The organism is bacterium (genome assembly GCA_019637795.1).
Taxonomy (GTDB): Bacteria; Desulfobacterota; Binatia; order HRBIN30; family CADEER01; genus JAHBUY01.
On the sequence record JAHBUY010000007.1, the window covers coordinates 251811 to 275014 of the forward strand.

Consider the following 23204-nt stretch of genomic DNA (forward strand, 5'->3'; position numbering starts at 1 on the left):
CCCCCCGGACGCCGCGACGGAAGGCCGGTCGCGGGCGAGGACGGGGCGCGGGCGCTGCGGGAACGGCGCCCGCCCGGGGATAGGGACTGCGCCGGGTCCGCTCAGCTCGCGTCGCAGCTCGCCAGCAGGTCGGGGATCGATTCGCCGATGCCGGGCAGACTGGTCCAGCAGGGTTGTCCACTGCTGCACTGACGCATGAAGGCCCAGTGCGTGACCTGCGAGCTCGAGCTGCCGGACGCCATCTGCATCTCGAACGCCCAGCCACCGACCTTGGTCATGCGGCCGATGCCGGTGGTGATCGAGGGCTGGCCGGCAGGGAGGCTCGTGGTGGCGGTGAACGAGATGTACACCCGCCCATCGGGCGTCACCGACCCCGCCGCATACTGGCAGGAGGTGATCGGAAAGCCCGAGAACCGCGCCGCCACCGGGCCGAAGAAATAGCCGTTGTCGTAGCGTTCGATGTGCCACACCGTCTGGTCGTCGAGCGCCGTCTGCGCCTGCGGGCTCGCGGTGTCCCACTGGTAGGCGAGCAGGTTCTCGGTCGGCACGTACCAGTACGTCCCGCCGTTCGCGGCAAGCCAGCTCCAGCGCGAGGCGTCGGCCGGCGAGCCGCCGCCCGCGGCGGGCGAGCCGCAGCCGCCGCCGGACAGGGCGAGCGCCAGCGCGAGGAACGAAAGCAGAGCCGTGCGGGGCATGGGCATCACGCGACCTCCGCGCCCCACTCTGCCCGCTCCTGGGGGCCGAGCAAGCCGGAAAAAATGCGCGTGTGGCATCGAAAGCGCCCACGCTCTCGACCCGCGAGCGATCTGGTCACAGCGGCCGTGATCGCCCGCGGCTGCGCTCACCCGTGATCGGTCCTCGCGGACCGGCGGCTGGTTGCCGCGCCCCGCTGTGCTAGAGGGCGCGCATGTCGCGTGCTCGCCAACTGCTCTGTCTCGCCTATGCGGCGCTGGCGCTCCTCGCCCTGGCGGCGACCTGGAGCCAGAACGTTCACTACGTGCCCGCCGACCGCGGCCCGCTGGCGGGATTCGCGGTCGCCATGGCGCGCTTCTGGCCCGACACCCTGGCGACGCCCGCCAGCGTCTCGATCACCGTCGACATCGCCATCCTGACGCTCGCGGCGAGCGTCTTCCTGGTGCGCGAGGCGCGGCGCCTCGAGATGCGCCTGCCCTGGCTCTACGTGATCCTGGGACTGCTGGTCGCGATCAGCGTCACCTTTCCACTCTTCCTGATCGCCCGCGAGTGGCGACTGGCGCGCCGCGGCGCGCTCGGTCCCGGTCCCGGCCTGACGCGCAACGACGCCATCGCCTTCGCCGTGCTCGGCCTGGCGACCGCGATCTTCGCGCTCTGGACGATCTGGCGCTGAGCGACCGCTCGCTCAGCGCGACACGGCGACCTCGATCGGCGGGAAGTCGACGGCGATGGCGCGCACGCCGAGCGGCGTCCCGCTGTCCGCCTCGAACACGTGGATCCCCGGATCGCAGCCGGTGTTCACCGGGCCGGGACGACAGGGATCGGGGAAGAACAGCCGATTGCCCTGGCGGTCGATGGCGAGATCGTTGACGTGCTCCTCGGCGAAGGTGTTGTAGGTCGGCGGCATCGTGGCGCCGAAGAAGTTCAGGTGCGAGGACGGACCGGGCCCGAATTCGGTGTGGGTGATGAGCCAGTAGGCGTTCGGGCCGACGATCTCGAAGCCGCCGACCTCGGCGCCGGTGGCGATGGGAAAATCGCTGGCGACCAGTGCTTCGAGGTCAACCACTTCGTAGCCGCCGCCGCCCTGCATCAGCGGCTCGGGCTCGGCGATCCAGAGGCGCCGCGTCGCGCAGTCCACCGGCATGTCGAAGTTCGGTGGCCCGGCGAGCGCGATCGCCTGCCGCCCGTCCACCGCGGGATCGGCGTCCAGGATCTCGTCACCCGCCGGCCGGTCGAGGTCGATGGCGGCGAGTCCCGGACCCTCCGCCGTCGGCAGGCCGGAACGGCGATCGATGCGCAGCAGTTGCGCCAGCACCAGGTGCCCGCAGTGCGCCAGGCGCAGGGTCTCGGGGGTGCCGTCGGAGTCGGCGAGCGGACGGAGATCGATGGCGCTGCGGGCGCGGAGGCGCAGATCGATGCGCAGCAGCTCGGCGCGGCCGTACAGGCCGACGAGCGCGGTGTCGTCGTCGACGAGCGCGACGTCGCGCGGTTCGGCGCCGCGCTCGAGGGCGATCGGCTCGGCGCGCGCCAGATCGTCCGCGGCGACGATGCTGATCGCATCGTCGCTGGGATGCACGATCAGGCAGCGCCCGGCGCGGCAGCGAGCGCTGCCGATGTTCATGCCCAGGGCCGCGGTGGCGCGTACGGTCCACGGCGGCTCGAGGTCGAGCGAGGCGATATGGCCGTCGCGAGCCACCACGATCAGCCGCGGTGGCGGCGCCGGACAGCCGGCGAGCGCCGCGTTCACCGCCGCGACGAGCTCGGCGATCGTCACCGAGCCGTCGCGGTCGCGGTCGATGGCCTCGCAGCGCCCGGCACGCGCCGAGCCGAGCGCGATGTTGACCCCGAGGATCAACTCGTCGACCGAGACCGTGCCGTCGATCCCGCAATCGCCGGCACAGGCATGGACCGGCGTCGACCACGCGGAGAGGAGACCGACCAGGAGCAGCGTGAACGCGCGCAGCATGGCGGGCCAGATACCAGAATCCGGCGCGGCGCGCGCCTCGCGTCGGGTTCCGCATCGACGACCCCCACCGAACGCGAACCGCGCTGAGCCGGGCCCGCTGTTTTGTGGTTGGCGGCGGCGCAATGAGGGTGAACGTCGTTCACCGCCGCTGAACGCCTCGCCCACCCGCGCGGGGCGCCGGCGCTGCGGGGTGCGGGCTCAGCTCGCCGGGCAGCCCGTCAGCGCGTTGTTCACCCCGCGCACGAGCTCGTCCACGGTCACCACGCCGTTGCCGTTGTCGTCGAAGGGCGGGCAGGCGGCGATGTCCAGGCTGCCGAGGGCGATGTTCACGCCGCGCACCAACTCGTCGACCGTGACGACGCCGTTCTCATTGCAGTCGCCGGCGCAACCCGCAAGCGGCGTCTCGCCGGGACTCGCGGTCGCCGTCGGGGAGCCGGTCACCGTGGCGGACGCTGCCGGACTGGCCGGGGACGTGGGCGATCCCGACGCAACCGGCGTCGGTGTGGGCGAAGCCGTCTGGCTCGCGGTCGGCATCGCCGACGGCGGGGTGGTCGCTTCGCCGGTTGCGGTGGGCGTCGCGGTCGGCGTCACCGACGCGGTCGGCGACGTCGTGACGGACGCCAGCGCGGAGGCGGAGGGCGTGGACGCTGACGTCGCGCTCGCCGTCGGCGGGATGCTCTGGGTCGCGGTCGCGCTGGCGCTCGGGCTCGCGGACGAGGTCGCGGTCGCCATGGCAGTGCGCGTCGACGCCGGGGTCTCCGTCGCCGTCGCGCCGCCGTCGACCGTTGCCGTCGCCGTCGACGATCCAGGCGTGTGGGACGGCTCCGATGTCCGGGTGGGCGACGGCTCCGGCGGCGAGGTGGCGGCCGGGGTCGCGGTGCCAGTGTGGGTCGGCACGAAGGTGCTGGTCGGCGGGAGGCTGGGCGTCGCCGTGGCGGTCGCGGTCGACGTTTCGCTGGGCGTGCTCGTCGGCGGGACGACCTCGGCCGACACGGCGACCAGGTCGGCGCGCGCCAGGCCGGCGTGACGGGCGGAACCGTCGTACACCATCTCCCAGGTGGCCGCCTCCGGCGCATACTCGAGCACGTCCTCGTCGTCGAACGACACGGACGCGACCGAGCCGCTGCCGTCGAACGACAGCAGCAGATGGCCGTTGGCAAGCACGTCGATGGCGTCGAGGTCGAGGGCCGGCGCGATGCCGGCGGCCGAGCCGTCGAAGAAGGAATGGAACGAGGCGCCGTCGAAGACCACGGCGTCCTCGTCCTCGTAGGTCGTGCCGTCGAGGCGCACGGCGGTGTCGAACGAGAGGACGAGGTCGCCGCCCGACAGGGCGATGCCATCGGTGGCGACGCCGCGCGGCAGACCACGGGCGGTGGCATCGAATGCCAATTGAAACGTGCCGCCCTGCAGACGAACCACGTCGCCGGGTCGAACGGTCAGTCCCCCCGGAAGCGCCGCTGGCGTGTCCAGCGCGAAGAGCTCGCTGCCGTCCGCGGCGCGGTGGTAGGCCAGGAGCGCGCTGCCACGGGGAATGCCGGCGATGGCCCGAACCGTCAGCCCGCCATCCGCCTCCTCGGCGACTCCATCGGGCGACAGGAGGGCGCCGTCCAGCGCCACGGTCGTGTCGGTCGCGAACAGCAGCGCGCGCAGCGGCGTCGCCGCCCCGACGGGCGCCGCGGCGGCGAGCGCCAGCGCCGCGACACCCGCCGCGACGCGCCAGCCTCTTGCCGGAAGGGAACGGCCCAACGCCATGCCGTCGGCTCAGGGACAGAGCGCGACGCCGCAGATGTTGTTGCCCAGCTTGGTGCCACCCGCCACCTGGGGATTCCCGTTTCCTCCGTTGTTGCTGCTGGCGACGTTGTTGACGTAGCCCACCGAGGGGTCGCTCAGCACCATGCCCTGCTGCGCGTTCGACTGCGCCGTGTTGCCGATCAGCAGGCTGCCGGATCCGGCGCTGATGCCGTTGGTCGAGTTGCCCGTCGCGGCGCTGCTGGTCACCGTGCTGCCGGCCTCGACGGCGATGCCGGTGAGCGAGTTCTGGGCCGCGGAGCAGTTGCTGACGACGGAACCGCTCGAGGCGCGAATCCCCGCCTGGCCGTTGTTGCCCGCCGTGCAGCCGGTGATCGTGCTGTTCGTGCTGGCGAAGATGCCGTTGCTGCCGTTGACCGAGCTGACGCAGCCGCGGATGACGCTCTGGCTGCCGACGTTCATGCCGTCGGCGCCGTTCGCTTCGGTGCGAACCGATTCCAGCCGGGAGCGCCCGCCGAGCAGGATGCCGACCGAGGGGAAGCCGCGCACCACGCCGTTGACGATGCGGATGCCCTGTCGGCCGGCGCCGTCGATGCCGCTCGCCGAGCCCGTCGGGCTGCACGTGATCGGTCCGCCGGCGCAGTTCGACGGTCCCTGGATCGTGAACCCGTTGAGGTCGATGGTGACATTGTTCGTCTGGATGAGGATCGCCCCGGTGTTGGCCGGGTCGGACGCGGGAACCGTCAGGTTGCTCGTCAGCCGGTAGCTCCCCGCCTCGTTGATGCTCACCGGAAACCCCGGCGCGTCGGTGGCCACGACGCCCCCCGCCAGGGCGCGCGCCTGGTTGATCTCGATCACGCCGTCGACGGCGCGCGCGCGCTGCGCCGACGCGGCGAACCCCCCGAGCACGGTAGCGGCCAGCAGGCCGATCCGGATCACACGCTTGTCCATCGTCACCCCCGCCGCCGCGCCGCGTCGCGCCCGCGCGCCGGTGCCGACGCTTCAACCACACGCGGGCTCGACCAACAAGCAGCGCGGCGGGCAGCGACTCCGGCAGCGGCCCCACCGGTTGAGGGGACGGGCAGCGGCGTGGCAGGGAGGAGGCATGAGCGAGGCGTGGCTGAGCTTCGGGGCGCAGGCGCTCCATTACTTCCAGCGCCCGCACGGTGAGGTGCGGCGGACGCCGATCGGCGGGCCGGCGGCGTGGCGCGGTGACGAGGTGCGGCGGCGCGAGGACTGGATCGAGCCGCTCGAGCCCGGGGACGTCGCCGAGCTTCGCGCCGCCGTCGACGCCGTGCGGGCCCGCGGCCTGGCGATGGGCGACCTGCGGCGCGAGGACTTCCCGCTCCCGAGCCTCGGCGCGCGCCTGCGCGGCTGGATCGACGCGCTGCGCGATGGACGCGGCTTTCTCCTCCTGCGCGGCCTGCCGGTCGCGGAGTGGGGCGACGACGACAGCGCTCTCGCGTTCTGGGGCCTCGGCCAGCATCTCGGGCGGCCCGGCGCCCAGAACCCGCAGGGGGAGCTGCTCGGCCACGTCGTCGACACCGGCGAGGATGCGGCCAATCCGTTCGTGCGCCGCTACCGCACCGCGGCCGACATCGCCTATCACTGCGACCTCGCCGACGTCGTCGGCCTGCTCTGCCTGCGCCAGGCGCGGCGCGGCGGTGCCAGCCGCATCGTCAGCTCGGTCACCGTCTACGACGAGCTGCTGCGCCGCCGGCCGGACCTCGTCGACCGCCTCTACGAGCCGTTTCCGCTCGACACCCGCGACGAAGCGCGGGCCGGTGGGCCGGCCTGGATCCCGGTTCCCCCCTGCCGCCATGCCGGTGGCCGCCTGCGCACGTTCTACCACAGCGACTACTTCCGCTCGGTCGAACGGCACGCGGACGCGCCGCGCTTCACCGCCGCGGAGCGCGAGCTGATGGACCTGTACGAGGCGATCGCCGGCGATCCGGCCCTCTACCTCGACATGGCGCTGCGGCCGGGCGACATCCAGCTCATCTCCAACCACACGATCCTGCACGCCCGCACCGCGTACGAGGACGAACCGGACCACCGGCGCCACCTGCTGCGCCTGTGGCTGTCGCTGGAGTGAGCGCCGTGTCCGACCGCCTCGGCGTGGCGCTGATCGGCTGCGGCCGCATCGCCGATCTGCAGGTGCTGGGCTACCGCGATCATCCGCGGGCCCGCCTGGTGGCGGTGTGCGATCGCGACGCCGAGCTCGCCCACCGGCGACAGGCGGAGTGGTCGGCGGCGCGCGCCTACACCGCGATCGACGACGTCCTCGCCGATCCGCGCGTGGACGCCGTCGACATCGCCCTGCCGCACCAGCTCCACCGCGCGGTCGCCATCGCGGCGCTGCGCGCCGGCAAGCACGTGTCGCTGCAGAAGCCGCCGACCCACACCCTCGGCGAGCTCGCGGCGATCGCCGCGGCGGCGCGGGCGGCCGGGCGCACGCTGCGGGTGTTCGAGAACTTCATGTACTACCCGCCGCACGAGAAGGCGCGCCAGCTCGTGCGCGACGGCGCCATCGGCGAACCGCTGTCGGTGCGCCTGACGACGGCCGCCGGCCGGCCGAGCGATGGCTGGGCGGTGCCGGCGAGCGCGCAGACGTGGCGCATGGATCCGGCGCGCTGCGGCGGCGGGCCGACCTTCTTCGACCACGGCTACCACTGCTTCAACATGGGCCGCTTCTTCATCGCCGAACCGGTGGAGCGGGTGCACGCCTGGATCCACGTCAATCGCTTCGGCGACCGCGCCTTCTACGATGGCCCGGGCTTCGTCTCCTGGAAGTACGCCGGGGTGCCGAAATTCGGCAGTTGGGAGGTCATCGCCTCGCTCGGCCTGCGCGTCCGCTCGCGCTACTACGCGAGCGACGACCGGATGGAGATCCACGGCAGCGAGGGGATCATCTGGGTCAATCGCTGCACCGGCGCGCTCCTCGAGGAGCCCGCGCTGGTCCTCTACCGCGACGGCGAGACGCGCGCCTGGCACGACCTCGCGACCGACTGGGCCGAGAGCTTCCGCCGCGGCGGCCACGACTTCGTCGATGCCATTCTCGACGGCCGCCAACCGGCCCAGGACGCGGACGAGGCGGCGGAGACCCTCCGCTTCGCCATCGCCGCCCATGTCTCGGCGGCCGAGGGGCGCGAGGTCGCGCTCGCCGACGTGACGTCCGACACGCGCGCGCCGCTCCCCGCTGCGTGAGAGCGGCGCGCGCGCCGGTCGGCTCGCGCGCGAACAGCGCGCCGTCAGTCCGCGACGCCGTTGGCCGCGCCGGCGACGCACAGGTCGGCGACGTTCTGGGTCGCCGCCGTGACGTTGGTCCAGGTGTTCGCCGAGCCGGCGGTGCCGGTGCCGGACGTGTCGTCGTGGCAGTCGTGGTTGAAACTGCCCGAAATGGTGTTGCGCGCGATCGTGTTGCCGCCGTTCGCTCCCGAGGCCGTCGGGTCGGCGATGCGGATGCCGTCGCCGCTGCCGCTCTGACCGCTGGCGGTGACCGTGTTGCGCTCGATGGTGGAGTTGATGAGCGAGGACTCGCCGGCGCTCGAGTCGGCGACGATCCCGTGCACGCCGGCCTTGTCGATCGTGTTCTTCGAGACCACGACGTTGGCGTTGGCCGTGCCGGCGTAGATCGCGGTGTTGAAGCGGATGGCGCGGGTGCCGGCATTGGTCACGGTGTTCTTGCTGATCGTCAGACCGGTATTGTTGGGGCCGACGAAGAACGACGTGCCCAGGGTCCCGTCCACCGTGTTCTTGGCGAACGTCGAGCCCACCGTGCCGAGGATGACGGCGAACGTGTCGTCCCCCTTCGACTGGTTCTTGCTGACCGTGAGCTGCTGGGTGCTGGCGCCCGGCTCCTGGTCGATGATGATCGCCGCGCCGCCGATGTTCTGGAAGAAGTAGTTCTTGCTGATCGTGGCGTCGGCCAGGCCGTAGCGGCTGCGGATGCCGGTCGCATTGGTGCGGAAGCAGTTGCCCTTCACCGCCGTCGACGTCGTGCCGCTCGAGTGCAGGTAGAGCCCGTTGGCGTTGTCGATGAAGACCACCTTCTTGAGGGAGAACCCGCTGTGGGCGGGATCGGTCCGGATGCCGACCTCGCCGGCGTTGCGGATCACCAGCCCCTGGATGCGCACGTCGTCGGCCAGGACGTCGATGCCGATGCCGCCGAGGCCGCTGACCGGCGGTGGCTCGAAGATCGCGTGCAGCGTCGGATCGGGGGCCGCCAGCGTGTCGCAGGACTTGGCCTTCGGCGCCTTGCCCTTGATGCGCAGCGTCTTGTCGATCACCACCTGACCCGAGTACACGCCCGGACAGACCTGGATCGTGTCGCCCGCCGCGGCGGCGGTCACCGCCGCCTGGATGGTGGTGTAGGCGGCCGACGCGCACTGGACGCCGTCGTCGTCCACCTTCAGGACGCTGGCCGACGCGCTACCGGCGCAGAGGGCGGCGGCGAGCAGACCACGCGCGCACCATGCGCCGCGACCCTGGCCGCGGAAACCGTTCACTGACGTCATCATCATCCTCCTGTGGGATTGCCGGAGGGCGCCCGCCGGCAGCGTTCCACGCTCCCGGCGCTCGGCCGACACGGAACCGGCACGGACCGAGCCTTCCTCGCCGCGGTTACCGTGCGCGCGCGACTCTCGTCTCCCCCCTGACGTTGGTTGCGGATGGCGCACCGTCCCACAGTCGTTCGAGTCGTGCAAACCGAGCCGGCGCCGAGCGGTGGGATCTCACTCCTTGAGCGCGCCGCCCATGACGCCGGCGATGTAGAAGCGCTGCAGGGCGAGAAACAGCAGCACCACCGGCATCACGGTCAGGACGGCGCCAGCCATCATCAGCTCGGTGTCCTGCACGTGCTCGCCGACCAGACCGGCCAGCGCCACCGGCAGCGTGTAGCGTCGGCTGTCGGTCAGCACCACCAGCGGCCAGAGGAAGTCGTTCCACGCCCCCATGAAGGTGAAGAGGCCGAGGGTGACCAGGATCGGCCGGCACCACGGCAGGACCAGCGACCAGTAGATGCGCCACTCGCTGGCGCCGTCGACGCGGGCCGCGTCGAGCAGGCTGTCCGGCATGCCGAGCGCATACTGGCGCACGAGGAAGATGCCGTAGATGCTCGCCAGGCTGGGCACGATGACGCCCCAATAGGTGTTGATCAAGCCCAGCTCCTTCAGCAGCAGGAAGAGCGGCAGCATGGCGATCTGGCCGGGGATCACCAGGGCCCCGACCAGCAGGCGGAAGAGCCGTTCGCGACCGCGGAAGCGCAGCTTGGCGAAGGCATAGCCGGCCATCGAGTTGATCAGCACGGCGCCGGCGGTCGCCAGGGTCGCGATCAGCAGGCTGTTGGCGGCGGCGCGCGACAGGTCGAGGCGCGCGAACAGGGCCTGGTACTGCGCCAGGGTCGGCGCGCTCGGCCACAGGCGGGGCGGGAGCTGGCTCGCCTCCCCGGTGGGCATGAAGGACGCCGCCAGCATCCACCACAGCGGCAGCGCCGTCAGCGCGGCGCCGAGCAGCAGGCCGAGGTGCAGCGCGAGGGATCCGACGCGGCGGCTCATGCGGCCACCGCGCGCGGCCGCGCCAGCAGCGAGACGGCGAGGATGACGGCGAAGAGCACGAAGGCGAGCGCCGCGGCGTAGCCGAGGTTCCACCAGCGAAACCCCTGCTCGTACATGTAGAGCACGACGCTGAGGGTCCGGTTCGACGGCCCGCCGCGGGTCATGATGTACGGCTCGGCGAAGAGCTGGCAGTTGCCGATCAGGGTCATCAGGGTGACGAAGAGCGTCGTCGGACGGAGCATCGGCAGGGTGATGCGGCGGAACTGCGCCCACCGCCCGGCGCCATCGACGCTCGCCGCTTCGTACAGCGATGGTCGGATGCTCTGCAGGCCGGCCATGAAGACGACCATGTTGAAGCCGAAGCCTTTCCACACCGCCAGGACGATGATCGCCGCCAGCGCCAGGCGGGGATCGCCGAGCCAGTCCCGCGGCGCGATGCCGACCAGTCCGAGGCCGTAGTTCAGCAGCCCGACGCGCGGGTGGTAGAGGTAGCGCCACACCACGGCGACGGCGACCAGGCTGGTCACCACCGGGACGAAGAAGAGGGTCCGGAAGAGCGCCGCGAGGCGCACCGCCGCGGCGGTCACGAGCAGCGCCGCGGTCAGCGAGACGGCGATCGAGAGCGGCGTCGCGACGGCGACGAAGACGGCGGTGTTGACCAGCGCCCGCCAGAACAGCGGGTCGCGTGCGAGGGCGAGGTAATTGCGGGCGCCGATGACTCGCAGGTGGTCGGGGTCGGCGACGGCATAGATGTCGAAGTCGGTGAGGCTGAGCAGCAGCGAGGCGGCGACCGGCAGGAGGAAGAATCCGGCGATCAGCAGCAGCGCTGGTGCGGCGAAGGCGATGCCGGCCCGCGCCTGCCGGGTCTCGAGCGCGGCGCTCACGATCCGTCCCCGGTGGGCGCCGCCGCCGCGGCGCCCTGTCGCAGCAACCAGCGCCGCTTCGCCAGGATGGCGTCGACCTCGCGGTCGAGCTCGGCGAGAGCCTCGTCCGGGCTGCGATCGCCGCGCACCGCCGCCTCGGCGGCGCGGCTGATGGCGGCGGCGATGCGCTCCCATTCCGGGATACGCGGCGGCGGTTCGACGTGCTGGAGCTGCGTCAAGAAGGCGGCGACCCGCGGGTCGTCGGCGAGCTGCCCGGCCGCCCAGGCCGAGGGCCGCGCCGGCAGATCACCGCTCAGCCGATGGAACGCGAGCTGCTGTTCGGCCGCCGTCAGGTAGGTGACCAGGGCCCACGCGGCGTCGGCGTGCGGCGTCCCGGCCGCGATCGCCAGGCTGGCGCCGCCGGCGATCGAGACCCCCGGCTGGCCGGCGTCGGGCCCGGGCATCGGAGCCGTGGCCCAGCTTCCCTGCAGGTGCGCCGGCAGTCGCCCGGCCAGCTCGTCGAGGTTCCACGGGCCGCTGATGAAGACGCTGAAGAAGCCGCCGGCGAAGTCCTGGTAGAGGTTGGCGATCTGTCCCTGCGCCCCGGTGGGCGCGAGATGGCGCGTGAAAAAGTCGAGGTAGAAGGCGAAGGCCGCGCGGAACTGGGCCGACTCGAAATTGCCCCACTCGGCGTCGCCGCGCAGCAGCTCGGCGCCCTGCTGCATGGCCAGGATCACCGGCGTCTGCCAGTCGTCGAGCGGCAGCAGGATCGCGTAGCCGCCGTCGGCGGCGCGCTCGAGATCGCCCAGGGCGCGCAGCCACTCCCCCCAGTCGCGCGGCACCGCCGGCCAACCGGCGGCGCGCAGGCGGTCCGAGCGGTAGAACAGCACGCGGGTATCGACGTACCAGGGCAGCGCCCAGGTGCGCCCGTCGATGCGGTTGGCGGCGGCGATGCCGGGGAACTGGTCGGTATCCGGTGTGGCGCCGAGCCGCTCGTCGAGCGGCTGGACGGCGCCCAGGGCGACCAGCTCCGGCGTCCAGGTGGTGCCGACCTGGAACACGTCCGGCATCGAGCCACCGACGAACGCGGTCAGCAGCTTCTCGTGCGCGGCGCTCCAGGGGATCTGCTGGACGCGGACGCGGATCTCGGGGTGGGCGCGTTCGAAGGCCGGCAGCAGCCGCTGCACCACCTCCCCTTCCCGGCCCATCGCCCAGAAGCGCAGCTCGGTCTGCGGCGCCCCCTCGCGCCGCGCGCAGCCGGCGACGAAGAGGAGCGCGCCCAGGGAGTAGACGACTCGCCTCGTAACTGTCATGGTCCCGACGATCGCCCGTGACGCGCCCTGGCTGCCGACCCGTTCGTGATCTGCTGATCGCACTTCGAGATCTCCGCGAATGATCCGCGTCGAGGACGCCCTCGCCCTTAGCCGCCCGTGCGGCGGGCGGCAAATCGCGCTCGTCCTGCTCCTGGGCCTCGCCCTGCTCGGGATCGCCACGCCGCGCGCCGCCGCGGCGTTCGGGTTCGAGGATGTGACGGCGAAGGCGCAGGCGCTGGCCAAGGCCTCGTATCAGGAGCCGCCGCAAGTGCCGGGTTGGCTCCGCGACCTCACCTACGACCAGTGGCGCGACATCCGCTTCCGCCGCGAGCGGGCCCTGTGGAAGGACCAGAAGCTCCCCTTCCAGGTGCAGTTCTTCCATCCCGGCCTCTATTACGACCGGCCGGTCGCCATCAACGTCGTCAGCGACGGCGGGGTGAAGCCCGTGGCGTTCTCGCCCAACGACTTCGACTACGGCCGCAACGAGTTCGCCAGCCGCGTGCCGCAGAACCTCGGCTACGCCGGCTTCCGGGTCCACGCGCCGATCAAGAAACCCAACTACTACGACGAGGTCATCGTCTTCCTCGGCGCCTCGTACTTCCGCGCCGTCGGCAAGAACGAGGTCTTCGGCATGTCGGCGCGCGCCCTGGCGGTGGACACGGCGCTCTCGTCCGGCGAGGAGTTCCCGTACTTCCGCGAATTCTGGCTGGTGACGCCGAAGCCCAAGGACACCAAGCTGACGATCTACGCGCTGCTCGACAGTCCGAGCATCGCCGGCGCCTATCAGTTCGTGGTCGACCCGGGCGACCCGACGACCGTGGCGGTCGCCGCCCGCCTCTTCCCGCGGCGCAAGATCGAGAAGCTCGGCATCGCGCCGCTCACCACCATGTTCTTCGTCGGCGAGAACAGCCAACGCACCTACGAGGACTTCCGCCCCGAGGTGCACGACTCCGACGGCCTGCTCATCAATTTCAACAGCGGCGAGTGGCTCTGGCGGCCGCTCGACAATCCCCGCACCCTGCAGGTGAGCAGCTTCCGCACCGCGCACCCACTCGGCTTCGGGCTGCTGCAGCGCGACCGCAACTTCGATCACTACCAGGACCTCGAGACCCGTCCCGAGCTGCGGCCGAGCACCTGGGTGGCGCCGCAGGGCGACTGGGGCCAGGGCAGCGTCGAGCTGGTCGAGATCCCCACCAAGGCCGACATCAACGACAACGTGGTCGCCTTCTGGGTGCCCAGCAAACCGCCCGAGCCGGGCCAGATGGGGTCGTACGCCTATACGCTCTACTGGTACACGGACCTGCCGAGCATCTCGCCGAGCGGCCGCGTCGTCGCCACCCGTCGCGACCGCGGCACGGCGGACAATGCCTACCGCTTCGTCATCGACTTCGCCGGCAAGAAACTCGAATCGCTGCCCGAGGACACCGTGCTGCGCGGCGTCGTGACCATCGCCTCGGGCGACGACACCGCCGAGCTGCTCGACCAGCAGGTGGTGAAGAACCCGGTGACCGGCGGCTGGCGCCTCACCTTCCAGATCCGCCCCCTCAAGAGCGATCCGGTGGAGCTCCGGGCCTTCCTCGACCAGGGCGGCAACTCCCTCACCGAGACCTGGTCGGACGTCATCCACCCATGAGCGAGCACGCCGCGGCATCGTTCGGCGGCGGCGCGCCGGCGCCGCCGGGGGTCCCCTCCGATCGGCTGCTGCAGGACTGGAAGCTGGCCCGCCAGCGGGCCCTCACCTACCTCGAGGCCCTGCAGGTGCCGGAGGCCGACCGCGCCGCGCTGGCGAGCGCCGCCGTCGAACGGGCCCTGCATTCGCCCGCATGGGGCGCCGACGGCGATGCCATCGCCATGACCCTGCGCGCCCTGCGCGAGATCCTCGTCGAGCGCGAGACGCCGGATGCCGGCGCCGCGGCCGCCCATCTCGATCCCTTCGTCGCCTGGCGCCTGCGCCAGCTCACCACGCGACCCGCCGGCCGCCTGCCGCTGTGCCAGGGACGGCTGTGGTCGATGCCGCGCATCACCCGCCGCCGCATGGTGCCGGAATGGATCGAGCGCCGCTTCGTGCGCCGCATCGTCACCCGCCTCTTCCGCGGCCGGCGCCCCTCGCCGCCGGGCGCCGCGCACACCCACCGCGAGCTGCGCCAGCAACGCCGCCAACTGCCGTGGATCGGCGAGGCGCGGCGCCGCCGGGTGCTGCTGATCTTCCTGGTGTGGCTGCCGACCGTGGTCGCCAGCGGCTTCATGGCGAGCGTCCTGCCGCACCAGGGACGGTCGTGGATCGAGCTCGCGATCGTCACCTTCTTCGGCGCCCTCTTCGGCTGGATCTCGATCGGCTTCTGGACCGCGGTGTTCGGCTTCTTCACCCTGCTCCGCAAACGCCGCCGCTTCGCCATCACCAACCTGCCGGAGCTACCGGCCGACTTCGCGCCCGGCGGCCGCACCGCGATCTGCATGCCGATCTGCGAGGAACCGGTCGACCGCGTCTTCGCCGGCCTACGCGCCATCCGCGAGTCGCTGGCGCGCACCGGCGCCATCGGCCAGTTCGACATCTTCATCCTCAGCGACAGCAACACCCCCGACACCATCGTCGCCGAGGAGGCGGCGTGGGCGGAATGGTGCCGCGAGGTCGACGGGTTCGGCAGCATCTTCTACCGCCGTCGCCGCGTGCGGGTGCGGCGCAAGAGCGGCAACGTCGCCGACTTCTGCCGCCGCTGGGGCGCCCAGTACCGCTACATGATCATGCTCGACGCGGACAGCATCATGGCCGGCAGCACGCTCCTGCGCCTGGTGCACCTGATGGAGCAGCGGCCGGACGCCGGCATGATCCAGACCGCGCCGAGCGCCGTGAACCGCCGCTCGCTGTTCGCCCGCGTGCAGCAGTTCTCCAGCCGCGTCTACGGGCCGATGTTCGCCGCCGGCCTGCACTTCTGGCAGCTCGGCGACGGCCAGTACTGGGGCCACAACACCATCATCCGCATCGCTCCGTTCATGGCGCACTGCGCCCTGCCCAAACTGCCGGGGAAGCCGCCGCTCGGCGGCGAGATCCTCAGCCACGACTTCGTCGAGGCGGCGCTGATGGGCCGCGCCGGCTGGACGCTCTGGCTCGCCTACGACCTCGGCGGCAGTTGGGAAGAGGTGCCGTCGACCCTGCTCGAGGAGATGGGGCGCGATCGCCGCTGGTGCCAGGGCAACCTGCAGCACCTGCGCCTGCTCTTCACCGAGGGGCTCTTCGGCGCCCACCGCGCCCTCTTCGTCAACGGCGTGCTCTCGTACGTCTCGGCGCTGCTGTGGTTCACCTTCCTCGTCCTCAGCACGGTCGCCGCGATCCTCGAGGTGGTGCGCGTTCCCGACTACTTCCCGCACGGTCCCAGTCTCTTCCCCGAGTGGCCGGTGTGGCGGCCCGACTGGGCGCTGGCCCTGCTGTCGGTGACCGGGATCATCCTGTTCCTGCCCAAGGTGCTGAGCGTCCTGCTGCTGGTGTTCCACGAGCGCAACGCGCGCGCGTTCGGCGGCGCGGCCCGCCTCACCCTGAGCGTGCTGCTGGAGATCATCCTGTCGAGCCTGCTGGCGCCGATCCGGATGACCTTCCACAGTCGCTTCGTGGTGCAGAACCTGCTCGGCCGCACCGTGACGTGGCGTTCGCAGGGGCGCGAGGACGCCGAGACCCGCTGGCTCGAGGCGATCCGCCACCACGGCTTCGACACCCTCTTCGCCAGCGCCTGGGGCATCAGCCTCTACTGGCTCAACCCGGACTACTTCTGGTGGGTGACGCCGATCATCGGCGCGCTCATCCTCTCGATCCCGACGTCGGTGCTGGCCAGCCGCATCGGGCTGGGCGATCGGGCCCGCGCCTGGCGGCTGTTCCTCATCCCCGAGGAGGCGGATCCCCCGCGCGAGCTGCGCAGCCTCGGCGAGCGCCTGGCGGTGGAGGAGAAGGCGGAGGCCGCGCGGCCGGCGGTCGAGAACGACGGCGTCGTCCGCGTCGCCGCCGATCCCCTGGTCAACGCCCTGCACCGCGCCCTGCTCGGGGCGCCGCGTCGCCTGGCGCCGGCGATCCGCGACGCCCACCACGCCCTGGTCGACCGTCTCATCGCCGAGGGGCCGGACACGCTGACGGCGCGCGAGCGCCGCCAGCTCCTCACCGATCCGCTGCTCATCGATCAACTGCACGAGCGCGTCTGGACCCTTCCCGACCGCGAGCGCGCCGCGCGCTGGGGCCGCCCGGCCGGCCCGCGCGCCACCTGAGCCCCGTGCCGGCCCGCGCGCCGCTGCCCTCCGCGTCGCACGTCCGGTGGGTGGGAAACCCGCCCGGCGCGCCGCCGTACCGCGCCGGCGCCCGCTGGTCGGCGACGACAGCGCCCGCGGCGGCGCCCGGCACGGGGCGACGCCGGCGGTGAGCCCGTCCTCGTCGAGCGAACGGCGGCAGCGGCGGGCCGAACGCCGCGCCCGCGACCGCCGGGCCCTGATCGCCGTGACGACGCTCGGCGTGATGGTGACCATGGGCGGTCTCGCCCTGCTGGTCAGCGTCGCCCGCACCCTCTTCACCCTGGCGCCGCCGCCACCGCGCAGCACCGCCCTGCCGATCGACCGCGGCTGCGCCCCGGGCGAGCTGCTGTCGCTCGATTCCTGGACGCTGGCGCGGGTCCGCCGCCCCCCCGTGTCGACGCCGCGCAAGCTGCTGTGGGAGCGCGAGCTGGGCGAGAGCGCGCGCGTGCAGGCGGCGCTGCGCGCCCGTCTCAACGGCTGGCCGGCGCGCCTGGTGGTGCCCGCCAGCGCGCTGCCGCGCGACCGCCGCGCCTTCGCCGAGCGCCTGGCGCGCGACACCTGGCGCGGGCTCGACGCGCTCACCGATCGCGCCACCGGCCTGCCCCTCGACACCGTGACGTTCACGGCCGGCAAGGGGCCCCCGGCGGCGGCGCGCATCGGCGACTACACCAACGTCACCAACATCGGGCTCCAGATGGCCGACATCGTCGGCGCCTACGAGCTCGGCCTCATCGACGATCGCGGCGCGCGCGGGCGCCTCGGGCGCATCCTCGATACGCTCGACCGCCTGGAGACCGACAACGGGTTCTTCTTCAACTACTACGACACCACCTCGCTCGAGCGCACCAGCCACTTCGTCTCGTTCGTCGACTCGGCCTGGCTGCTCACCGGCCTGATGACCGCGCGCATGACCTTTCCCGAGCTGTACGAGCGCTGCACGGCGCTCATCGAACAGATGGACTTCAGCGTCCTCTACGACCGCGGCGCCGATCTCGTCTCGCACGGCTACTACGTCGAGCCACGGGCACCGTCGCGCTACCACTATGGCGTGCTCTACACCGAGGCCCGCCTCGGGGCGCTGATCGGCATCGGCAAGGGGCAGTTCCCGGAGAAGGCCTGGTTCAACATGACCCGCACCTTCCCGGCCGACTGCTTCTGGCAGACGCAGGCACCGCGCGACGTCCGCACCCAGGAGATCCGCGGCTACGCGGTCACGGGCGGCCACTACCGCTGGCGCGGAGTGAAGTTCGTGCCCTCCTGGGGCGGCAGCATGTTCGAGGCCCTGATGCCGACCATCGTCCTCGACGAGATGGCCGCGGCGCCGCGCAGCCTCGGCCGCAACGGCCTGGCGCACGCCGTGGTACAGGCGCGCTTCGCCCGCCGTGCCCTGGGCCTGCCGGTGTGGGGACTGTCGCCGAGCGCGACCCCGGGCGGCGATGCCTACGGCGAGTACGGCGTGCGTCCGCTCGGCTCGTTCGGCTACGCCCCCGGGCCGGTGACGCCGCACGCCTCCGCGCTCGCCCTGGCGGTGATTCCGCACGCCGCGATGCGCAACCTCGAGATCCTCGCCAACCGCTATCCCCGACTGTACGGCGACTTCGGCTTCTACGACGCGGTGGATGCGTCGACCGGCGCGGTCGCGTACAAGTACCTGGCGCTCGACCAGTCGATGCTCTTCCTGGCCCTCGTCAATCATCTCGCCGACCACGCCGTGCAGCGCCGCTTCGCCTCCGACCCGATCATGGTCCGCGCCCTGCCGGTGATCCGCGAGGAGCGCTTCTTCGAGTGACGCGCGAGCGATGGCGAGCGTTCGTTTCGAAGCGGTCGGCAAGCGGTATCCGAACGGCGTCGTGGGGATCGACGACGTGTCGTTCCACGTCGACGACGGCGAGCTCCTCGTCCTGGTCGGGCCGTCCGGGTGCGGCAAGAGCACGCTGCTGCGCCTGCTCGCCGGGCTGGAGTCGGCGACCGCCGGGCGGATCCTGATCGGCGACCGGGTGGTCAACGACCTGGCGCCGCAGGCGCGCAACGTGGCGATGGTCTTCCAGGACTACGCCCTCTACCCGTTCCTCACCGTGCGCCGGAATCTCGCCTTTCCGCTCGAGATGCGGCGGCTCGACCGCGCCAGCATCGCGGCGCGGGTCGCCCGCGTCGCCGCGATGCTGGACCTCGAGGCCCTCCTCGACCGCCTGCCGCGCCAGCTCTCCGGCGGCGAGCGGCAGCGGGTCGCCATGGGCCGCGCCCTGGTGCGCGAGCCGAGCGTCTCGCTGCTCGACGAGCCGCTCTCCAACCTCGACGCCAAGCTGCGGGTCGAGGTGCGGGCGGAGATCGCCGACCTGCAGGCGCGCACCGGCACCACCATGCTCTACGTCACGCACGATCAGACGGAGGCGATGACCCTCGGCCGCCGCATCGCCGTCCTCGACCGCGGCCGCGTGCAGCAGGTCGCGACGCCGCGCGAGCTCTACGAACGACCGGCCAACGCCTTCGTCGCCGGGTTCATCGGCAGCCCGCCGATGAACCTGCTGCCGGCGAGCGCGGCCGCCGACGGCGATGTCGTGCTCCTCAGCATCGCCGGCCAGTCGCTGCGCCTCGCCAACCCCTCGCTGGCGCGCGCCGTCGCCGCCCACCGCGGGTCGGTATGCAGCGCCGGCGTTCGCCCCGAGGACTGGCAGCTCGCCGGCGACGGGATGGCGGCGCGCGTCGAGCAGGTCGAGTTCCTCGGCCACGAGACGCTCCTCCACGCCCGCGCCGGCGACCAGCGCCTGGTGGTCCGCCTGCCCGGGGCCTTCGCCACGAACGCGGGCGATCACCTGCGCCTGACGGCCGCCAACGTCCACCTGTTCGACGACGCCCGCCGCCGCGTCGGATAGCGCCGGCCGAGGCTCCGGCCGCGATCCCACTGGCCGGCGGCGGAGTGGCGCCGAGCGGTTGGCCCGGCGGTCACCGGTTGGTGCCGCCGCAGGCGTCAGCCGAGCGCCACCCGGACGAGGTGTTCGGCGCCGTCGCGCAGCAGGGCGACGCGGCCGATGCCGGCGTCGATCCGGCCGGGGACGCCGTCGAGCGTGATGGCGGTCACGGCGGCGGCGCGCTGGTGCGGATTCTCGACCGCGACGGTGTAGCGCGTCGCGCCGTCGTGCAGGCGCAGCGCGACCTCGAAGCCCGGCCAGGCGTCGGGGATGCGCGGGTCGATGGCGAGCGTCGTGCCCGCTTCGACGCGGACGCCGAGGAGCCGCTCGACGGCGATGCGGTACATCCAGCCGGCCGACCCGGTGTACCAGGTCCAGCCGCCGCGCCCGAGGTGCGGGTCGACGCCGTAGATGTCGGCGACGACCACGTATGGTTCCACCTGGTAGACGGCGAGCCGCGCGGCGCTGCCGCCGTGGGTCACCGGGCTGAGCATCTCCAGGAGCGCGGCGGCGCGATCGCGCCGACCGAGCATGGCGAAAGCCTGTACCGCCCACATGGCGCCGTGCGTGTACTGGCCGCCGTTCTCGCGGATCCCCGGCACGTAGCCCTTGATGTAGCCGGGGTCGTGGGCGCCGCGGTCGAAGGGCGGGGTGAGCAGGCGGATCAGGCCGCCGCGCTCGTCGACGAGCTGGCGCTCGAGCGCTTCCATCGCCTGCGCCGCCCGTTCCGTCCGCGCCGCGCCCGAGATCACCGCCCAGGCCTGGGCGATGGCGTCGATGCGGCACTCGTCGCTGGCGACCGAGCCGAGCGGCGTGCCGTCGTCGTAGTAGGCGCGCCGGTACCACTCGCCGTCCCAGGCGTTGCTCTCGATCGCCGCGCCGAGCGCCCGGCGGTGCGCCGCGTAGCGCTCGGCGCGGCCGTGGTCGCCGCGCTCGGCGCAGTAGGGCGCGAAGGCGCCGAGCACGTCGTAGAGGAAGAAGGCCACCCAGACGCTCTCGCCGCGCCCGGCGCGCCCGACCCGGTTCATGCCGTCGTTCCAATCGCCGGTGCCCATCAGCGGCAGGCCGTGCGCTCCGGTGGTCAACGAGCGGTCGATGGCGCGGCAGCAGTGCTCGTAGAGGTCGGTGCGCTCGCTGGCGATCGCGGGCTGGAAGTAGGATTCGTCCTCGCCCGGGGCCAGCAGCCGTCCCTCGACGTAGCCCGCCAGCTCGTGCAGCACCGCGTGATCGCCGGTGGCGTCGATGTAGGCCGCGGTGACGAACGGCAGCCACAGCAGGTCGTCCGAGAAGCGGGTGCGGATGCCGCGGGCGAGCGGCGGGTGCCACCAGTGGAGCACGTCGCCCTCGACGAACTGGTGCGCCGCGTGCAGCAGGATCTGCTGGCGCGTGAGCTCCGGGCGCGCCAGCAGCAGCGCGGCCGCGTCCTGCAACTGGTCGCGGAAGCCGAAGGCGCCGCCCGATTGGTAGAGCGCGGTGCGTCCCCAGATGCGGCAGCTCACCACCTGGTAGAGCAGCCAGCCGTTCACCATCACGTCGATCGCCGGCGCCGGGGTGCGGATCCGCACCGCGCCGACCAGTCCGCGCCAGAAGGCGCGCACCGCCGACAGGGCATCCTCCACGACCCCGCCATCGGCATAGCGGCGCACCAGCTCGCGCACCCGGTCGCGGCCGACCGCCTCGCCGAGCAGGAAGATCCATTCCACCGTGGCGCCGGCCGGCACCTCGACCGCCGCCAGCAGCGCGAAGCACGGGTCGAGCCCAGCGCCGACGGTGCCGTCGAGCGCCGCGGCGCGCAGCGCCAGCGGCGCGGCGGGGCTGCCGTTGCGGCCGAGGAAGGCGGTGCGGTCGGTGGTGGCGCTGCGCGCGCCGCCGGCCGGGGGATGCACCGCGGCGAACGCCTCGCCGTCGGCGAACTCGTCGGCGAGGAGGTTGCGCGCCAGGAGCGCGCCGCTGGCGCGGTCGCCGGCGGTCACCAGCAGGCGGGCGCTGTCGCGCGGCGTGACCCCGAGCACGAGCCGGGCGTACGCCGCGGCGGCCAGGCGGCGGGGCGCGCCGCCGGTATTGGTGACGCGCAGGCGGGTGATCTTCACCGGATCGTGCCGGGGCACGAACTGCACCACCTCCTGCGCCAGGCCGTGGCTCTCGCTGCGCCAGCGCGTGTAGCCGAATCCGTGGCGCACCTCGTGGCGGGCGCCGGGCGCCGGGCACGGCCCGGGTTGCGGCGACCAGACATCCCCGGAGGCCTCGTCGCGCAGATAGAGCGCCTCGCTGTGGGGGTCGCTGATCGGGTCGTTCCCCCACGCGGTGGTGCGGTGCTCACGACTGTTGCGGCTCCACGTGTAGCCGGCGCCGCTCTCGCTGGCGAGGAAGCCGGTGTGCTCGTTGGCGACGACGTTGATCCAGGCCAGTGGCGGGCGTTCCGCGGCGCCGCCGCCGACGCGGATGACGTATTCGTCGCCCTCCGGGCTGAAGCCGCCGATGCCGTTGTCGAAATGGCCCGGCGATGCCGCCGCGCCCGGCGTCGGGCGCGGCGGCGCGCTGGCGGCCGGCGCCGCCGGCGGCGCGGCGGCGCCCCAGCGCAGGCGCGGCGGCGCGCCCGTGCTGACCACGGACGCCCACGCCAGCGCGACATCGAGGTCGGCCGCGGCCAGCGCGCCGCGCGCCCGGACGACGACGCCGGGCGTCTGCTGCGCCGCCGCCTGTTCCGCCGCCTGCGCCGCCGCGGCGCTGTCGGTCACCAGCAGCAGGTCGATGCCGAGACCGAGGGCGTGCCAGTAGGCGTGCGCGCCCAGCATCGCCTGCAGGTGCTTCTCCGCCGCGGCGCCGATGCCGACGGCCAACGGTCGACCGCCGAGCGCCATCGCCCAGATCTGCGACAGGGCGCCCCGCGCGCGGCGCAGCACGGCGTCGGGGGCGCGCAGCCTCGGATGCTGGTAGAGCAACGCCGCCGCCAGCTCCTGCAGCTCCGCCCCCTTCGCCGGCGCCAGACCGAGATGGGCGCAGCGCTCCCGCTCGGCCGCCGCCGCCGCCGCGGTCGCGCGGTCCCGGCGCTGGCGCGGCGCCCCGGCGGCCAGGAGGGCGAGCAGGGCGTCGCGCTGCGACGCCGCGGCGAGCAGCAGGTCGCGTTGCAGTGTGGCGCCGGGCGGCAAGACCACCACCTCGCGCAGGGCGAAGGCCGGATCGAGCACGCTGCCGACCGTCCCCGACAACGCCGCGCCGCTGGCGCCGGCGAGGGGCGCGGCCGCGCTGCGGTTGCGGCCGAGGAAGCGGGCGCGATCGGTCTCGACGCTGTAGGCGCCCCCGTCCGGCCAGCTCAGGCCCATCAGCGGCGGATGCTCGCCGGCGGCGCGGGGGCGGCGCCGCGCCAGCAGCAGGCGGCGCTCCGCCAGGTGTTCGGTTTCGACGAACAGCTTCGAGAACGCGGGATGCGCGGCATGCGCCGACGCCTGGTTGAGCACGAGCGGCGCGTACACGGTGACGGCGAGGCGGCGCGCGCGGGGCGAGTCGTTGCGCAGCACGAGGCGGCGCAGCTCGCCATCGAGGTCGGGCCAGACGCAGGTGGTCAGCGCGGCCGTGACGGCGTGCTGCCGGCGTTCGATCGCCACCACGCCGTCGTCCGCCATGGCGGCGTAGGCGTCGGCGCCGGCGAGGCCCATCGGCTGCGCGCCGACGCTCCACGTGGCGCCGTCGTCGAGGTCGTGGAGGTAGATGAAGAGCCCGTCGCCGTCCTCGGTGCGGTCGCCCTCCCACGCCGTCAGCAGCGTGTCGCCCCAGGACGAGTAGCCGGTGCCGGCGCCGCTGAGCAGCACGTGATAGCGGCCGTTCGACAGCACGCGGGCGCGCGGCGTCGGGTCGTGGAGTTGGGCGATGTCGGTGCTCGCCACCGG

Annotated in this window: 15 protein-coding genes; 7 read left to right on the top strand and 8 right to left on the bottom strand. The window is 72.8% G+C overall.

The window, feature by feature from the left end:
• Window positions 1-101 precede the first annotated feature (101 nt).
• Complete coding sequence (locus KF840_22840; GenBank protein MBX3027742.1) at window positions 102-695, bottom strand: hypothetical protein; 594 nt, start codon at window positions 693-695, stop codon at window positions 102-104.
• A 212-nt stretch (window positions 696-907) separates the two neighbouring features.
• Between KF840_22840 and KF840_22845 the strand changes: the two genes are divergently transcribed.
• On the top strand, window positions 908-1366 hold the full coding sequence (locus KF840_22845; protein ID MBX3027743.1) for a DUF2834 domain-containing protein: 459 nt from the start codon (window positions 908-910) through the stop codon (window positions 1364-1366).
• Window positions 1367-1378: 12 nt separating this feature from the next.
• Here the strand turns inward: KF840_22845 and KF840_22850 are convergent, their stop codons facing one another.
• The 3 genes from KF840_22850 to KF840_22860 form a co-directional block, all read right to left on the bottom strand.
• A complete protein-coding gene (locus tag KF840_22850; GenBank protein ID MBX3027744.1) occupies window positions 1379-2659 on the bottom strand; it encodes a hypothetical protein in 1281 nt (426 codons plus the stop codon).
• A gap of 198 nt (window positions 2660-2857) precedes the next feature.
• Window positions 2858-4411, bottom strand: a complete 1554-nt coding sequence (locus tag KF840_22855; GenBank protein MBX3027745.1) for a hypothetical protein — start codon at window positions 4409-4411, stop codon at window positions 2858-2860.
• A 9-nt stretch (window positions 4412-4420) separates the two neighbouring features.
• Window positions 4421-5359, bottom strand: a complete 939-nt coding sequence (locus tag KF840_22860; GenBank protein MBX3027746.1) for a right-handed parallel beta-helix repeat-containing protein — start codon at window positions 5357-5359, stop codon at window positions 4421-4423.
• 154 nt (window positions 5360-5513) lie between these two features.
• Between KF840_22860 and KF840_22865 the strand changes: the two genes are divergently transcribed.
• On the top strand, window positions 5514-6503 hold the full coding sequence (locus KF840_22865) for a TauD/TfdA family dioxygenase (GenBank protein ID MBX3027747.1): 990 nt from the start codon (window positions 5514-5516) through the stop codon (window positions 6501-6503).
• 5 nt (window positions 6504-6508) lie between these two features.
• On the top strand, window positions 6509-7615 hold the full coding sequence (locus KF840_22870) for a Gfo/Idh/MocA family oxidoreductase (protein MBX3027748.1): 1107 nt from the start codon (window positions 6509-6511) through the stop codon (window positions 7613-7615).
• 44 nt (window positions 7616-7659) lie between these two features.
• Here the strand turns inward: KF840_22870 and KF840_22875 are convergent, their stop codons facing one another.
• From KF840_22875 to KF840_22885, 3 genes are all read right to left on the bottom strand, one after another.
• Window positions 7660-8925, bottom strand: coding sequence for a right-handed parallel beta-helix repeat-containing protein (locus tag KF840_22875; protein ID MBX3027749.1), 1266 nt, complete (start codon window positions 8923-8925; stop codon window positions 7660-7662).
• A 216-nt stretch (window positions 8926-9141) separates the two neighbouring features.
• Entirely contained in the window at window positions 9142-9963 is an 822-nt protein-coding gene (locus KF840_22880) for a carbohydrate ABC transporter permease (protein MBX3027750.1), read from the bottom strand.
• On the bottom strand, window positions 9960-11021 hold the full coding sequence (locus KF840_22885; protein ID MBX3027751.1) for a sugar ABC transporter permease: 1062 nt from the start codon (window positions 11019-11021) through the stop codon (window positions 9960-9962). Before KF840_22885 ends, KF840_22880 begins: the two co-directional genes overlap by 4 nt.
• A gap of 1197 nt (window positions 11022-12218) precedes the next feature.
• On the opposite strand from KF840_22885, the gene KF840_22890 reads away from it, so the two are divergent.
• The 4 genes from KF840_22890 (at window position 12219) to ugpC (ending at window position 19281) form a co-directional block, all read left to right on the top strand.
• Window positions 12219-13772, top strand: a complete 1554-nt coding sequence (locus KF840_22890; GenBank protein MBX3027752.1) for a glucan biosynthesis protein G — start codon at window positions 12219-12221, stop codon at window positions 13770-13772.
• Between the two features lie 401 nt (window positions 13773-14173).
• Window positions 14174-16387 carry a glucans biosynthesis glucosyltransferase MdoH gene (mdoH, locus tag KF840_22895; protein MBX3027753.1) on the top strand — a complete coding sequence of 738 codons (2214 nt, stop codon included), beginning with the start codon at window positions 14174-14176 and terminating at the stop codon, window positions 16385-16387.
• Window positions 16388-16433: 46 nt separating this feature from the next.
• A complete protein-coding gene (locus tag KF840_22900; protein ID MBX3027754.1) occupies window positions 16434-18197 on the top strand; it encodes a DUF3131 domain-containing protein in 1764 nt (587 codons plus the stop codon).
• Window positions 18198-18207: 10 nt separating this feature from the next.
• Window positions 18208-19281, top strand: coding sequence for a sn-glycerol-3-phosphate ABC transporter ATP-binding protein UgpC (gene ugpC / locus KF840_22905; GenBank protein ID MBX3027755.1), 1074 nt, complete (start codon window positions 18208-18210; stop codon window positions 19279-19281).
• Between the two features lie 95 nt (window positions 19282-19376).
• Here ugpC and KF840_22910 read toward each other — a convergent pair whose 3' ends face one another.
• A complete protein-coding gene (locus tag KF840_22910; GenBank protein MBX3027756.1) occupies window positions 19377-23201 on the bottom strand; it encodes a glycosyl transferase in 3825 nt (1274 codons plus the stop codon).
• Window positions 23202-23204 lie beyond the last annotated feature (3 nt).

Coding starts and splice junctions, on each gene's coding strand:
- KF840_22840 (MBX3027742.1), bottom strand. CDS start 695: ATGCCCCGCACGGCTCTGCTTTCGTTCCTCGCGCTGGCGCTCGCCCTG.
- KF840_22845 (MBX3027743.1), top strand. CDS start 908: ATGTCGCGTGCTCGCCAACTGCTCTGTCTCGCCTATGCGGCGCTGGCG.
- KF840_22850 (MBX3027744.1), bottom strand. CDS start 2,659: ATGCTGCGCGCGTTCACGCTGCTCCTGGTCGGTCTCCTCTCCGCGTGG.
- KF840_22855 (MBX3027745.1), bottom strand. CDS start 4,411: ATGGCGTTGGGCCGTTCCCTTCCGGCAAGAGGCTGGCGCGTCGCGGCG.
- KF840_22860 (MBX3027746.1), bottom strand. CDS start 5,359: ATGGACAAGCGTGTGATCCGGATCGGCCTGCTGGCCGCTACCGTGCTC.
- KF840_22865 (MBX3027747.1), top strand. CDS start 5,514: ATGAGCGAGGCGTGGCTGAGCTTCGGGGCGCAGGCGCTCCATTACTTC.
- KF840_22875 (MBX3027749.1), bottom strand. CDS start 8,925: ATGACGTCAGTGAACGGTTTCCGCGGCCAGGGTCGCGGCGCATGGTGC.
- KF840_22880 (MBX3027750.1), bottom strand. CDS start 9,963: ATGAGCCGCCGCGTCGGATCCCTCGCGCTGCACCTCGGCCTGCTGCTC.
- KF840_22885 (MBX3027751.1), bottom strand. CDS start 11,021: ATGGGAGCGCATCGCCGCCGCCATCAGCCGCGCCGCCGAGGCGGCGGT.
- KF840_22890 (MBX3027752.1), top strand. CDS start 12,219: ATGATCCGCGTCGAGGACGCCCTCGCCCTTAGCCGCCCGTGCGGCGGG.
- mdoH (MBX3027753.1), top strand. CDS start 14,174: ATGGTGCCGGAATGGATCGAGCGCCGCTTCGTGCGCCGCATCGTCACC.
- ugpC (MBX3027755.1), top strand. CDS start 18,208: ATGGCGAGCGTTCGTTTCGAAGCGGTCGGCAAGCGGTATCCGAACGGC.